General features: G+C 73.8%; 10 protein-coding genes. 4 read left to right on the forward strand and 6 right to left on the reverse strand.

The features are described from left to right. Positions 1-18: 18 nt before the first annotated feature. From ACZ404_RS09985 to ACZ404_RS09995, 3 genes are all read right to left on the reverse strand, one after another. Positions 19-1,341: an aldehyde dehydrogenase family protein gene (locus tag ACZ404_RS09985; RefSeq protein WP_468437828.1), complete on the reverse strand. Its 1,323-nt coding sequence runs from the start codon at positions 1,339-1,341 to the stop codon at positions 19-21. 118 nt (positions 1,342-1,459) lie between these two features. Then, positions 1,460-2,662 (reverse strand): RNA polymerase sigma factor, encoded by a 1,203-nt coding sequence (locus ACZ404_RS09990; RefSeq protein ID WP_468437830.1) that lies wholly within the window; start codon positions 2,660-2,662, stop codon positions 1,460-1,462. A gap of 13 nt (positions 2,663-2,675) precedes the next feature. Continuing rightward, entirely contained in the window at positions 2,676-3,026 is a 351-nt protein-coding gene (locus tag ACZ404_RS09995; protein WP_468437832.1) for a YciI family protein, read from the reverse strand. Positions 3,027-3,164: 138 nt separating this feature from the next. Between ACZ404_RS09995 and ACZ404_RS10000 the strand changes: the two genes are divergently transcribed. Next, entirely contained in the window at positions 3,165-4,220 is a 1,056-nt protein-coding gene (locus ACZ404_RS10000) for an acyl-CoA dehydrogenase family protein (RefSeq protein WP_468437834.1), read from the forward strand. Positions 4,221-4,456: 236 nt separating this feature from the next. Here ACZ404_RS10000 and ACZ404_RS10005 read toward each other — a convergent pair whose 3' ends face one another. Then, the gene (locus ACZ404_RS10005; RefSeq protein WP_468437836.1) at positions 4,457-4,633 is read right to left on the reverse strand and encodes a hypothetical protein; all 177 of its coding nucleotides are present in this window, start codon (positions 4,631-4,633) and stop codon (positions 4,457-4,459) included. A gap of 163 nt (positions 4,634-4,796) precedes the next feature. Between ACZ404_RS10005 and ACZ404_RS10010 the strand changes: the two genes are divergently transcribed. Then, positions 4,797-6,335 carry an SDR family oxidoreductase gene (locus ACZ404_RS10010; protein ID WP_468437838.1) on the forward strand — a complete coding sequence of 513 codons (1,539 nt, stop codon included), beginning with the start codon at positions 4,797-4,799 and terminating at the stop codon, positions 6,333-6,335. A 209-nt stretch (positions 6,336-6,544) separates the two neighbouring features. Here ACZ404_RS10010 and ACZ404_RS10015 read toward each other — a convergent pair whose 3' ends face one another. Together ACZ404_RS10015 and ACZ404_RS10020 are read right to left on the reverse strand one after the other, a co-directional pair. After that, positions 6,545-7,057 (reverse strand): GNAT family N-acetyltransferase, encoded by a 513-nt coding sequence (locus tag ACZ404_RS10015; protein WP_468437840.1) that lies wholly within the window; start codon positions 7,055-7,057, stop codon positions 6,545-6,547. A gap of 89 nt (positions 7,058-7,146) precedes the next feature. Next, positions 7,147-8,601: an APC family permease gene (locus tag ACZ404_RS10020; RefSeq protein ID WP_468437842.1), complete on the reverse strand. Its 1,455-nt coding sequence runs from the start codon at positions 8,599-8,601 to the stop codon at positions 7,147-7,149. 117 nt (positions 8,602-8,718) lie between these two features. Between ACZ404_RS10020 and ACZ404_RS10025 the strand changes: the two genes are divergently transcribed. Both ACZ404_RS10025 and ACZ404_RS10030 read left to right on the forward strand, forming a co-directional pair. Further along, positions 8,719-9,969 (forward strand): ROK family protein, encoded by a 1,251-nt coding sequence (locus ACZ404_RS10025; protein WP_468437844.1) that lies wholly within the window; start codon positions 8,719-8,721, stop codon positions 9,967-9,969. 118 nt (positions 9,970-10,087) lie between these two features. Then, positions 10,088-12,817: a glycoside hydrolase family 2 protein gene (locus ACZ404_RS10030; protein ID WP_468437846.1), complete on the forward strand. Its 2,730-nt coding sequence runs from the start codon at positions 10,088-10,090 to the stop codon at positions 12,815-12,817. The last annotated feature ends 3 nt before the right edge of the window (positions 12,818-12,820 follow it).

A 12,820-nucleotide genomic window follows, 5' to 3' on the forward strand; every position in this document is an offset into this window, starting at 1 on the left:
ACTCCCCGCAGGAAACGGTCAGTTCAGCGGCTTGGCCAGGACCGCCTTGCGGTGGCTGAACGTCTCGAGGGAGTAGCGCCCGTGGTAGTTGCCCATGCCGCTCTCCCCCACCCCGCCGAACGGCAGGTCGGAGACGGTGAGGTGGGCCAGCGGCAGGCCGAGGCCGAGGCCGCCGGAGGAGGTCTCGGCGGCGATGCGGTCGCGGGTCCCGTCGGACTCGGTGAAGACGTACAGCGCGAGCGGCTTGTCACGGTCGTTGATGAAGTCGATGGCCTCGTCCAGGCCCGGCACGGTGACGATCGGCAGGATCGGGCCGAAGATCTCCTCCCGCATCACCGGGGAGGCCGGGTCGACGTCCGCGAGGACGGTGGGCGCGATGTACTTCGCCGCGCGGTCGCTGCCGCCGCCGACCACGGTGCGGCCCGAGCCGAGCAGGGCGGAAAGCCGGTCGAAGTGGCGCTCGTTGACGATCCGCCCGTACTCGGGCGAGGCCGCCGGGTCGGTGCCGTAGAGGGCTTCGACGGCGCGGACCAGCGCGCTCTCCAGGGCGGCGGCGGTCTCCGGGTCGGTGAGGACGTAGTCGGGGGCGACGCAGGTCTGGCCCGCGTTGAGGAACTTGCCGCGCGCCAGCCGGTCGGCGACCACGTCGATGTCGGTGCCTCGGTCCACGAACACTGGTGACTTGCCGCCCAGTTCGAGGGTGACGGGGGTGAGGTGCTCGGCGGCGGCGCGCATCACGACGCGGCCGACGGTGCCGTTGCCGGTGTAGAAGATGTGGTCGAAGCGCTCGGCCAGCAGGGCCGTGGTCTCCGGGACACCGCCCTCGACGACGGCGACCGCGTCGGTGTCCAGGTAGGCCGGCACGAGCTTGGCCAGGGCGGCCGAGGTGGCCGGGGCCAGTTCGCTCGGCTTGGCCACGACCGTGTTGCCGGCGGCCAGCGCGCCGACCACGGGGGCGAGCAGGAGCTGCGCGGGGTAGTTCCAGGGGGCGATGACGAGGACGACGCCGAGCGGGTCGTACTGCGTCCAGGCGGTCGCGTCGGCGCCGAGGTGCGCGGGGACGGGTGCGGGCTCCGGGCGCAGCCACGCGTCCAGGTGCTCGAGGGTGTGGTCGATCTCGCGGACGGTGAAGTCGATCTCGGTGCGGTAGGCCTCGGTGCTGCTCTTGCCCAGGTCGGCGTGGAGGGCGGCGGCGAGGTCGGGGCCGTTCTCCGTGAGCAGCGCGCGCAGGCGCCGGAGCTGTCCGGTGCGCCACTCGACGGGCTTGGTACGGCCGGTGCGGAAGGTGGCGCGCAGCCGGGCCACGACGTCGGCGGGACGCTCGGGGGTGAAGTCGTTCACGGGGTGCCTCGCTGGGTGGTGCACGGGCGGGTCCGCCCGCGACTGGAATCGAACAGTCGGATGCACTTGCCAACCTTTCAGGTGCTCAAGTGAATTCCGGCTGGCACGGTGACGTCGGTCACCCCGTCCCGAGGTCCAGTTCCCGTAGGCGCCGCTCCAGATAGGCCCGTTCTGCCTCGCTCGCGGCCAGTGCGGCGGCGGTCTCGTACGCCCGCGCCGCCTCGGTGGTCCGGCCGAGGCGGCGCAGCAGGTCGGCGCGGACGGCGTGCAGCACGTGGTAGCGGCCGAGGTCGAGCGCGTCGACCTGGTGCAGGGCGGCGGCCGGACCCTCCACCTCGGCCACGGCGACCGCCCGGTTGAGGGCGACCACCGGCGAGGGGGCGACGGCCGTCAACTGGTCGTACAGGCGCAGGATCTGGCCCCAGTCGGTGGCGGCGGCGGTGCGGGCGTCGCTGTGCACGGCGTTGACGGCGGCCTGGATCTGGTACGGGCCCGGCCGGCCCCGGCGCAGACAGCGTCGGACCAGGCCCTGGCCCTCGTCGATCAGAGCCCGGTCCCAGCGGGTCCGGTCCTGCTCGGGGAGCGGGACGAGGGTGCCGTCCGCGGCCCGCCGGGCCGGCCGCCGCGCCTCGGTCAGCAGCATCAGCGCGAGCAGGCCGGTGGCCTCGGGCTCGTCCGGCATCAGCTCGGTCAGCAGCCGGCCGAGCCGTACGGCCTCCGCGCACAGGCCGGGGTCGCCGGTGCAGCCCTCGTTGAAGACCAGGTAGATCACGGCGAGGACGCCGCCGAGCCGGTCGGGCAGATCGGCGTCGCGCGGCACCCGGTAGGGAATGCCCGCGTCGCGGATCTTGGCCTTGGCCCGCACCAGGCGCTGGGCCAGTGTGGCCTCGGGTACCAGGAAGGCGCGGGCGATCTGCGCGGTACTGAGGCCGCCGAGCAGGCGCAGGGTGAGGGCGACCCGGGCCTGCGGGGCGAGCGCCGGGTGGCAGCAGGTGAAGATCAGGCGGAGCCGGTCGTCGCGCACGGGGCCCTCCTCGACCGGTGCGGCGGGTGCGTACAGCCGGGCGGCCTCGGCGTGCCGGGCGTCCCGGGAGGACTCGCGGCGCAGCCGGTCGACGGCGCGACGGCGGGCGGTGGTGATGATCCAGCCGGCCGGGCTCGGCGGCACGCCGGTCTCCGGCCACTTGCGGACGGCGGTGGCGAAGGCGTCCTGCACCGCCTCCTCGGCGAGGTCGATGTCGCCGAGGAGGCGGACGAGGACGGAGACCGCGCGGCCGTACTCGGCACGGAAGACGGCCTCGATGTCGGGAGCCCCGGCCATGGCTGCTGCTCCGTCAGTGCCGGTCCGCGAAGGGCCGCACCTCGATGGGCAGGGTGGTCGCGAGGGCCGCCCTGCGCCCCCACTCCAGGGCCTCGTCCAGGTCGGCGGCGCGGATCAGGCAGAGTCCGCCGAGGTACTCCTTGCCCTCGGCGTAGGGGCCGTCGGTCACGAGGACGTCGTCGCCCTGGGGGCGGAGCACGGTGGCGGTCTCCGGGCCGTGCAGCCCGCCGGCGAACACCCACGCCCCGGCGGCGCGCAGTTCGTCGTTGAAGGCCTCGACGTTGCGCATGATCTCCGCGAGCGCGTCCGGGGCGGGCGGGGTGCCGCCGGCCGGCTGGACCACGCTGAGCAGGTAGTGCTTCATGGTGTCCTCCAAGGCGTTGTGCCCGTGTCCGGGCCTGCTGTCACCTCCTACACGAACGGCGGACCCCCGGATCGACACCGCGCCCCGTCGAATCCGGGAGAAGTTCTCCCGCCACCGCTCTCCGGGAGAATCACCCCCATGACCGACACCGCCCATCCGCTCGTCGCCCGTGCCCGGCGGCTCGCCGCCGATCTGCTCGTCCCGGAGGCCGAACGCGTCGACCAGGAGGGGGTGCCCGCGAGCCACATCCGGGCGGTGAAGCGCTCGGGGTTGCTCGGCGTGGTGGCGCCCGTCGCGTACGGCGGCTCGGGGGCGCCGCCGGCCGTACTGCGGGAGACCGCCGAGATCCTGGCCGGGGCGTGCTGCTCGACCTGGTTCGTGCAGACGCAGCACCACACGCCGGTGCAGACGCTCGCCCGTGGTGAAGGGCCGCTGCGGGAGCGGCTGTTGGGTCCGTTGGCGCGCGGGGAGCTGCTGTCCGGGGTGGCGTACGCGCACCTGCGCAGCCACCCCGCGCGCGTTCCGGTGCGGGTCCGCAGGGAGGGCGGCGGGTGGCGGTTCGACGGGACCGTCCCCTGGTACACCGGGTGGGGGCTGAACGACGTGATGCTGCTGGCCGGGGTGACCGAGGCGGACGAGGTGCTGTTCGCCTTCGTCGAGGCGCACGAGCAGCCCGGCCTGCGGGCCTCGCCGCCGATGCGCCTCGCCGCGCTCACCGCCGCCCGCACGGTGTCCCTGGAGCTGGACGGCCTGCGGGTGCCCGAGGAGGCGGTGGCCCTGCGCGCGCCCTACGAGCGGTGGGCACCGGGCGACCGGGCGCGGACGCTGAACGCCAACCCGGCGGTGTTCGGCGTCGCCGAGGCGGCGCTGTCACTGCTGGACGAGGAGGTGTCCGGCCCGCTGCGGGACCGCGTCGCCGACGTGCGCCGCCGGGCCTACGCCCTGGCCGACGATCCGGCGCCGCTCGAGCGGGTGGCGGAGCGGCTGGCCCTTCGGGCGGAGGCGTACGAGGTGCTGGGGGCCGCGACGACCGCCGCGATGGTGGCCGGCGGCGGCCGTGCGACCGCACTGACCAGCCGCGCCCAGCGCCTGGCCCGTGAGGGCCTGTTCCTGCTGGTGCAGGGCCAGACGGCGGAGACCCGGCGGGCACATCTGCGGGCACTGACCGGCCGCGGCCGAGGCGCTGCCCGGTAGGGGGCTCGACGGCGGCGCGACAGACGCCGGGCCACCGCACGACCGTCCGGCACCCGGCGTCGCCGCTCTGGCGGCTCCGGCACGCGCGCAGGCCCGGCGCGGCACCGTACGGCTCCCTCGGCATCGTGCGCGGCCCGGGCGGCCGGCAGCCCGAGGGCGGCGGACGGCCCGGCGTGCCGGGGCTGTCGTGTCATCAACGGGCAGTCCGGCAGCGGCGGTCGATCACAGGGGGCCGGTCAGGGCCGTCCGTCGTCCCGGGAGCCCTCGACCACGACGAGGAAGGCGTCGGACTTCAGGTCCATGACCACGGTCGCGTCCTGGCCCTCGGCACGACGGGCGGCTGCGTACTCCTCCGCGGGCCACGAGCCACGCGGGGCCCCGGCGGGGAACCGCTCCAACACCTTCGCGTCCATGGTGGCCGTCACCTCCGGTATCCACGGCGAACGGAACGTACATCCTGTGCTTACCCACTGCCCGGGACGTGTGCGGACATGTCACCCGGTCGGTGGGCAACCTTCGCAGGCGCCCGGCGGGGAAGCATGGGGAGGGGGTCGCCGACACGGAGGGCCGAAAGCCATGAACCGCGACGAACGGCCGACGGGAGAGCGCTGCCTGGTGACGGGTGCCACGGGCTACATCGGCGGCCGACTGGTGCCCGAGCTGCTCGCGGCCGGGTACCGGGTGCGCTGCCTGGCCCGGTCCCCCGGCAAGCTGCGTGACCAGCCCTGGGCCGGTGAGGTGGAGGTGGTCCGGGGTGACGTCACCGACGCCGACGCGGTCAGGGAGGCCGTACGGGACGTCGACGTCGCCTACTACCTGGTGCACGCGCTCGGCACCGGCCGGGAGTTCGAGGAGACGGACCGCCGCGCGGCCCGGATCTTCGGGGAGCAGTCCCGGGCGGCCGGCGTACGCCGCATCGTCTACCTCGGGGGACTCACCCCTGCCGGGGTGCCCGAGTCCGCGCTCTCCCCGCACCTCAGGTCCCGGGCCGAGGTGGGCCGCATCCTGCTGGCCTCGGGCGTACCGACGGCCGTGCTGCGTGCCGCGGTCGTCATCGGCTCCGGTTCGGTGTCCTTCGAGATGCTCCGCCACCTCACCGAACGGCTCCCCGTGATGGTGACCCCGAGCTGGGTCCGCACCCGGATCCAGCCGGTGGCCGTACGGGACGTGCTGCGCCTGCTGGCCGGCAGCGCGCGGCTGCCCGCCGAGGTGAGCCGGGCCTTCGACATCGGCGGGCCGGACGTCCTGACGTACCAGGACATGATGGCCCGGTACGCGCGTGTGGCGGGTCTGCCCCGGCGGATCATCGTGCCCGTGCCGGTGCTCAGCCCGAGGCTCTCCAGCCTGTGGGTGGGCCTGGTGACCCCGGTGCCGGCGTCCATCGCGCGGCCGCTGACCGAGTCGCTGCGGCACGAGGTCGTCTGCCGCGAGCACGACCTCGCGCGGTACCTGCCCGACCCTCCCGGGCACCCGCTCGGTTTCGACCAGGCGGTACGGCTGGCGCTGCGCCGGGTGAAGGAGGCCGACGTGACCACCCGCTGGTCGTCCGCCGCGGTGCCCGGAGCGCCCAGCGATCCGTTGCCGAGCGACCCCGACTGGGCGGGCGGCAGCCTCTACACCGACCAGCGGGAGGCGACGGTGGACGCCCCGGTGCGGGAGCTGTGGCGGGTGATCGAGGGCGTGGGCGGCGAGAACGGCTGGTACTCCTTCCCGCTCGCCTGGAGCCTGCGGGGGTGGCTGGACCGGGCGGTCGGCGGGGTCGGACTGCGCCGGGGCCGCAGGGACGCGCAGCGGCTGCGGGTGGGCGACTCGCTGGACTTCTGGCGGGTGGAGGAGATCGAGCCGGGGCACCTGCTGCGTCTGCGGGCCGAGATGCGGCTGCCGGGTCTGGCCTGGCTGGAGATGTACGCCGAGTCCGCCGGTGCGGGCCGCAGCCGGTACCGGCAGCGTGCTCTGTTCCACCCGCACGGACTGCTCGGCCACGCCTACTGGTGGAGTGTCTCGCCGTTCCACGCCATCGTGTTCGGCGGCATGGCCCGCAACATCGCGCGGGCCGCCGCACGGGCGGCCTCGGCCGGCAGCTCTGAGCCACCTCTACACATAAGGGGTCAATAAGAGCAAACTGGGTATGCGGCGCTCACCGCGCACCGCAGCAGTCTCGGACTGATCTGCGCCGGTACGGCGGCGAAGAGCGCCCCCAGGCCATAAGGACAGGACACGAGGAAGGGAGGACCAAGCGAAGAAAGTGAAGGCCACGAAGAACGCGAGGCCGGTCCGCCCGGGCGGACCGGCCTCCCGACCGCCGCGCGCGGCCGGCCCGGGCCTCAGGCCGGCACGGTGAAGGAGATCCACAGGTCCGGGGGCAGGTCCGGCCGGTCCGGCACCGGGCGGGGCTCCCGGGTCCAGGCGTCCTTCGCCAGGTCCGTGGCGACACGCTCCCAGAAGGCCACGGCGGCCGGGTTGTCCTGCTGGTGGGCGATCTCCCACGGTCCCGGGTACCGGGTCAGCACCTCGCGCGCGGCCCGCAGCCCGATGCCCCGGCGCCGGGCCCCACGGACGACGAAGAAGCTGTTGAGCACCCGCACCGGGCCGTCCAGCGCGCGGACGAAGGCGAATCCGGCGGGGCGGTCGTCGCGGATCAGCAGGTACGGCGCCCAGCCGGGCGCGGAGAAGGCGTGCTCGACCCGGTCGGAGCGGAAGGTGCCGTCGGCAGCGGGCAGGGCCTGCCGGAACTCGGACAGGTCGTGGCGGAACATCAGCCACAGCCGTTCCACGGTGGGCCGGTCCTCGGGGGTCGCGGGGCGGACGGAGACGTCCGGAGCGTTGGTTTCGGTCATGGACGAAAGCCTCCCCGGCGGACCGGGTCCGGACCGGGGAGGCTCATGACGGCTGCGTCAAATCTATCCCATCGGGGGGCCGTTGGGCCTCAGCTCCCGATGGGCTCGGCGTCGGGGTCGCGCCCGGCGAGGTACTCCTCTCCGATCTCCTTCCGCCCGAACGGCCAGACCCCCTCCAGCCGCGCCCAGACGAGGAAGGCCACGCAGCCGAGGGCGAGCCACGCCAGGGACCACTCGACGGGGTGGCGGCCCGGGGAGTTGCGGTCGGCGTACCCGTAGATCACGCACCAGCCGGCGAAGGCCAGGATGCTGGGCAGCGGGTAGAGCCACATCCGGTACGGGCGCGGCAGGGCCGGCTGCCGTCGGCGCAGGACGGTCAGCGCGACGATCTGGGCGAGGGCCTGGACGATCACCATCACGGTGGTCAGCAGCTGGATCAGCGTGGCGAGGTCGGTGTGCCGGCCGATCAGGAAGCCGATCGCCGTGATCACGCCCATGGTGGCGAGGCCCAGCATCGGGAAGCGGTGCCGCGGGTGCAGCTTCGCGTACGGCCGGAAGAAGACCCGGTCGCGGGCCGCGTCGTAGGGGACCCGGGAGCCACCGAGCAGGCCGGTGAAGACCGAGGCGAAGGCGGTGATCAGGATGAGCACGGTGACGGTGTCGGCGGCGCCCCTGCCCCAGGTCTCCTCCAGCACGGCGGAGGCCACCGAGGTGGCGGCGATGTCGTGCGGGTCGGTCATGCGGTGCCAGTCGACGACGCCCAGGGTGCCGATCTGCAGCAGCAGGTAGATCGCCATGATGCCGGCGATGGAGAGGAGGATCGAGCGCGGCAGGGTGCGGCCGGGGTCCTTGATCTCGGCGCCCATGTAGGCGGTGGTGTTGTAGCCGAGGTAGTCGTAGATGCCGATGGTCAGCCCCGCGGCGAAGCCGGGCCAGAAGTGGGCGCTCGTCAGGTCGAAGGCGTGGGCGGGGTAGTCGAAGGCCAGGTGCGGGCTGAAGTCGCCGGCCGCGGCGACGATCACCAGGAGGACGGAGGCGATCATCACCGCCCACATCACGGCGGTGATGCGGGCGATGTGCTCGATGCCCCGCCAGAGCAGCAGCACGACCAGCGCGATGATGCCGAGGCCGACGAGATCGCCCGAGGTCCGGCCGAGGCCGGGGGCGAGATAGCCGAGGTACTGGACGAAGCCGACCACGCCGGTGGACATGATCAGGGGAATGAAGAGCATCGCCGTCCACACGAACAGGAACGGCATCAGGCGGCCGGTGCGGTACTGGAAGGCCTGGCGGAGGTAGACGTAACTGCCGCCGGAGCCGGGCATGGCGGCGCCGAGTTCGGCCCAGACCAGGCCGTCGCACAGCGCCAGCACGGCACCCGCGACGAAGCCGATGACCGCCTGCGGGCCGCCGAACGCGGCGACCATCAGCGGGATCGTGACGAACGGGCCGATGCCGCACATCTGGCTCATGTTGATGGCCGTGGCCTGGAACAGGCCGACACGGCGGACGAAGCCACCGGGGGGTGGCGGGCTACCGGACATGGGGACTCCTGACGCGACGGGCGCAGGGACCGCGTGCTCGGCGGCGACGCGCCCGGCCGGGGTGACTGGCCGATAAAGTTAAGGAGACTTACTATCGGCGTCAAGTAGGCGGCGGCCATGCGTGAGAATGGTGCGATGCCCGCCCGCGACCCCGAAGAGCCGCAGGACCAGCCCTGGAACCGGCAGCGCCTGCGCAGTACCAACGAGCGGCTGCTGCTGGACCGGCTGCGCGCCCTCGGCACCGCGTCGCGGGCCCAACTGGCCCGGGACACGGGCCTGTCGAAGCCGACGGTGTCCAGTGCGCTGGCCTCGCTGGAGGCGGCGGGGCTGGTCCACGAGGTCGGCACCCACGCCCCCGGGCGCGGACGCACCGCCGTGCTGTACGCCCCCGACCCGGCCGCCGGATACGCGCTCGGCGTGGACATCGGACGGGGCTGGCTGCGGGTGGCGGTGGTCGACCTGGACGGCACGGTGGTGGCCCGCGCGGACGTGCGCAACCGGGCCCGCGCCTCCGCCGCCCTGGCCGGCCTGGTGGTGGACACGGCCCGGCAGGTGATCGGCAACTCCGGCGTGGACCCGGCCCAGGTGGTCCACGGGGTGGTCGGCACGCCGGGGGTCTACGACGAGAAGCAGCGGCGGGTGCGGTACGCGATGCATCTGCCGGGGTGGGGCCGCGCGGGGCTCGTCGACCGGATGCGCGAGGAGCTGGGCGTGCCACTGGAGGTGCACAACGACGCCAACCTGGCCGCGCTCGGCGAGTACACCTACGGCGTCGGCGCGGGCAGCCGGCTCTTCGCGTACATCCTGATCGGCACCGGCCTCGGCATGGGGATCGTCAACGAGGGACGGCTGTTCACGGGGGCACGCGGGCTCGCCGGGGAGATCGGGTTCCTGCCCTGGCCGGGGCGGCCGGAACCACAGGAGAAGCCCGGGGACCGCATACCGCGCACGGCACGGTCCGAGCCGGAGCGGCTGGAGGACGCGGTCTCGGGGGTGGCGGTGGTGGAGGCCGCCCGGCAGTTCGGGATGAGCGGGCAGCTCACCGCGAAGGCCGTCTTCGACGCGGCGCGGCAGGGCAACGCGGCGGCGGTGCGGGCGGTGGAGCTGGAGGGCGAGCGGATCGCGCACACCGTGGCGGCGGCCGCCGCCGTGCTCGACCCGGACCTCGTGGTGCTCGGCGGCGGGGTGGGCCACAGCGTGGACCTGCTGCTCGGGCCGGTCCGCGAGCGCCTTCGCGCACTCACCCCGCTGCGGCCGAGGATCGCCCCGAGCCGGCTCGGCGAGGACGCGGTGCTGCTCGGTGCGGTCGCGACGGCGCTGGGCACGGCGCGGGACCTGGTCTTCGAGCGCCGTACGGGGGACGCCTGACCTGTTCGCACCCGTCACCGGCACCGGCGCCGGTTACGGTCGTTGACACGGTTCGGCCCGCGCCCTACCTTGAGGCAGGTTAGTAAAGTTTCCTAACTTTACGAGGCTGGAGACCGCCGTGTTCCCTCGCCCCGTCCCCGGACGCCGCCTCGCCCTGGCCGCCGCGTTGCTCGGCCTGCTCGGCACGCTCACCACCGGCGCCTGGGCCGGCCCCCGGGAGCCGGCCGCGGCCCCCGCGCCCCTGCCGCATCCCCGGGTGACGCACGTGCCGTCGGCCGCCGGCTCCGCCACGCCGCTCGCCGGGTACGCGATCCAGTCCACGGCGAAGGTGAGCGACTCCGCGGCGGCGGTCTCCTCCCCCGGCTATCCGGCCACCGGCTGGCATCCGGCAGGCCCCCGCTCGACGGTCGTGGCGGCCCTGCTCGCCGACGGGGTGTACCCGGACCCCTTCCACTCCACCAACCTGCAGCGGATCCCGCGCGAGGACTTCGACGTCCCCTGGTGGTACCGGTCCGACTTCACCGTCGAGGACACCGCCCGGCGCACCCACCTGGACTTCAGCGGAGTCGTCTCGGCGGCCGACGTGTACGTCAACGGGCACCGGGTGGCGAAGGCCGCGGACGTGACCGGCGCCTACACCCGCCACGAGCTGGACATCACCTCGCTGGTGCGGTCGGGCACCAACACGGTGGCGTTCCGGATCCTGCCCAACGACCCGGACGCCGACCTCACCATGGGCTGGCTCGACTGGCTCCAGCCTCCGCCCGACCGCAACATGGGCATCGTCCGTGACGTCCTGGTCCGCCGGGGCGGCCCGGTGGCGCTGCGTGACGCGCACGTGGTGTCCCGGCTCGCCGTCCCCTCCCTCGCCACCGCGGACCTGGCCGTCAAGGCGCAGGTCCGCAATGACTCGGCATCGGCGCTCACCGCCGAGGTGACCGGCCGCGTCGCCGGGACGAGTTTCGCCCGGAGCGTGCCGCTCGCCCCGCACGAGACGAAGACCGTCACCTTCTCCGCCGACGACGTCCCCGGCCTGCACCTCACCGCCCCCGCCGTGTGGTGGCCGGCCGGCATGGGCGGCCAGCCCCTGTACGACCTGGATCTCGGCGCATCGGTGTCCGGCACGGCCTCGGACACGGCGCATGAGACCTTCGGCATCCGTGACGTCCAGGCACCCCTGAACGCCGACGGCGCCCGCCAGTACCTGATCAACGGTCGCAAGCTGCTGATCAGGGGCGGTGGCTGGTCCCCGGACGAGTTCCTGCGCTGGGATCCCACGTACGTGGCGGACCGGCTCCGGTACGCCCTCGACCTCGGCCTGAACACCCTGAGGCTCGAAGGCCACATCGAGCCCGACGAGTTCTTCGACCTCGCCGACCGCTACGGCGTGCTCACGCTGCCCGGCTGGGAGTGCTGCGACAAGTGGGAGGGGAACGTCAACGAGGACGGCTCCGGCGAGAAGTGGACCGACGCGGACTACCCGGTCGCCAAGGCGTCCATGGCCGCCGAGGCCGCCCGGCTGCGCGGCCACCCCAGCGTGATCTCCTTCCTGATCGGCAGCGACGCCGCCCCCGACGCGACGATCGAGGGCAACTACCTCGACGCCCTGAAGGCGGCCGACTGGCCGAACCCGGTGGTCGCCGCGGCGTCCGACAACTCCTCACCGAAGCTGGGCCGTTCGGGCATGAAGATGACCGGCCCGTACGACTGGGTGCCGCCGGGCTACTGGTACGCCAAGCGCGAGGGCGGGGCCACCGGCTTCAACTCCGAGACCAGCGCGGGCCCGGACATCCCCACCCTGGACACCCTGCGCCGGATGATGACGCCCGCCGAACTCGACACGCTCTGGAAGAACCCGGACGCCCGGCAGTACCACCGCTCGCCGTCCTCCGTCTTCGGCACCCTGAAGATCTACGACGCCGCCCTCACCGGCCGCTACGGCGCCCCGACCGGCCTCACCGACTACGTCCGCAAGGCGCAGCTGGCCCAGTACGAGAACGTGCGGGCCCAGTTCGAGGCCTACGCCCGCAACGCCACGGACGCCGACCGGCCCGCCACCGGGGTGGTCCACTGGATGTTCAACAGCGGCTGGACGTCCCTGCACTGGCAGCTCACGGACCGCTACCTCGACCAGGGCGGCGCCTACTTCGGCGCGAAGAAGGCGAACGAACCGCTGCACGTCCAGTACTCCTACGACGACCGCTCCGTCGTCGTCGTGAACCGCCGGCACGCCTCCGCGGGCGGGCTCACCGCGCGGGCCACGCTGTTCGACCCGGACGGCACGCAGACGTACGACCGGACCGTCACCGCGATGACGGTGCCCGGCGACGGCGCCCACGGCACCGCGCTCACCCTGCCGTCCTCGGTGCCCGGACGGTCGGCGACGTACCTGCTCCGGCTGACCCTGACCGACGCGACCGGCCGGGAGGTGAGCCGGAACGTGTACTGGCTCTCCACCCGGGCCGACACGCTCGACTGGGCCCGCACCGACTGGTACCACACGCCGACGACCGGCTACGCGGACCTCAGGGGACTCTCCTCGATGGCGCCGGCGCCGGTGGCGGCAACGGCGTCGACCGAGTCGTCCGGCGGCACGGCCACCACGACGGTGACCGTGCGCGCCACCGGGACCGGCCGGACGCCGTCGCTGCTGACCGACGTCCATCTGGTCGACGCGCAGGGCCGGCCGGTGCTGCCGGTGCGGTGGTCGGACAACGAGGTCAGCCTCTGGCCGGGCGAGTCGGTGACCCTGACCGCCACCTACCGCACCGCCGATCTGCACGGCTCGGCGCCGCACGTGCGGATCTCCGGCTGGAACACGCCCGAGCAGACGGTGCCGGCCGCCTGACAC

This window comes from Streptomyces sp. NPDC030798 (assembly GCF_055572275.1).